The following is a 1,214-nucleotide window of genomic DNA, read 5'->3' on the forward strand; positions in this document are numbered from 1 at the left end:
CCTCGCTGTAGCCGGCCACATCCAGCAACGGGTCGATGAAGCGGGTCGCCAGCACCAGCGCGACCAGGGTGGCGATCACCGCCGCGCTGTCGAAGGCGGCACCGGCCTGCTCGCCGAGCCACAGCGTGGCGGTCACCAGCAAGGCGGCGAAGCTGGCCTGCACCGCCCAGACATTGAGCACCGACGACAGCGCCGAAAGCTGGATCAGCTTGCGCGCGGCCTGCTGTTGCTGGGCCACGGCCTGCTCCAGGAAACGCGTGCCGCCCTGCTCGCCATTGAAGGCGCGCAGCACCGACTGCGCCTGGGCGAACTCGACCATGCGCTGGCTGGTCTGCGCGGTGTCGCGCTGGTAGCGCTGGTCGGCGCGCTGGCCAAGGTGCATGGTCGCCAGCATCACCAGCGCCAGCAGCGGCAGGCTGACCAGGGCCACCAGGCCCAGGCGCAGGTCGACCAGCAACAGCGCGACGAGGATCACCAGCGGCGTCACCACGCCGGTGAACAGCGGCGTGAACACATGGGCCGGCAGTTGCGCGATCTCCATCATGCCTTGGGTGGTGACGTGGCTCAGGCGCGCGGTGTTGGCGGCGCTGAACCAGCCCACCGGCAGCGTGCCGACATGCTCGCCCAGGCGCTGGCGGCCACCGCGCAGCACCGCGATGCCGACGGCGATGCCGGCCTTTTCCACCCGCCGGCGCAGGTACCAGCACACCACCACGCCCAGGGCCAGCAGGGCCAGCCACTGGCCGGCGGCTCCCAGCTGGTTGCCCAGCAGGTGGCGCAGGATCGGCACCAGGGTGACGATGGTCAGCCCGCAGAGCACGCCATACACCAGCGCCAGGCGCAGGTAGCGGCGCAGGAACACGGCGTCGGCGCCGAGCAGTCGAACGAATATCCCCAGCATGATCAGTGCTCCTCCACCTGCGCGGTCGCCCGCGCCTTCGCATAACCCCCGGCAGCCCACAAGCGGGCGTACAGGCCGCGCCGAGCCAGCAGTTCGTCGTGATTGCCGCGCTCGGCGACCGTGCCCTGGTCCAGCACCAGGATCTGGTCGGCATGCATGACCGTGTCCAGGCGGTGGGCGATCACCAGCAGCGTGCGGCCCTGGGCGAAGCGCGACAGTGCCTGTTGCAGCTTGACTTCGTTCTCGGCGTCGGCCGCCGCGGTGGCTTCGTCGAGCACCAGCACCGGCGGGTCGAGCAGCACGGCGCGGGCGA

The 1,214-nt window shown here is 70.8% G+C and carries 1 protein-coding gene and 1 pseudogene; both read right to left on the bottom strand.

Annotated features, from left to right (window positions below; translation table 11 throughout):
- On the bottom strand, positions 1-901 hold a 901-nt coding region (locus tag CC207_RS27975; protein WP_256582266.1), incomplete at its 3' end, for an ABC transporter transmembrane domain-containing protein.
- Positions 902-903: 2 nt separating this feature from the next.
- Positions 904-1,214: pseudogene (locus CC207_RS27980) on the bottom strand (ABC transporter ATP-binding protein); the annotation flags it as partial.

The organism is Pseudomonas sp. DrBHI1, from assembly GCF_002205115.1.
In the GTDB taxonomy this organism is placed as follows: domain Bacteria; phylum Pseudomonadota; class Gammaproteobacteria; order Pseudomonadales; family Pseudomonadaceae; genus Aquipseudomonas; species Aquipseudomonas mosselii.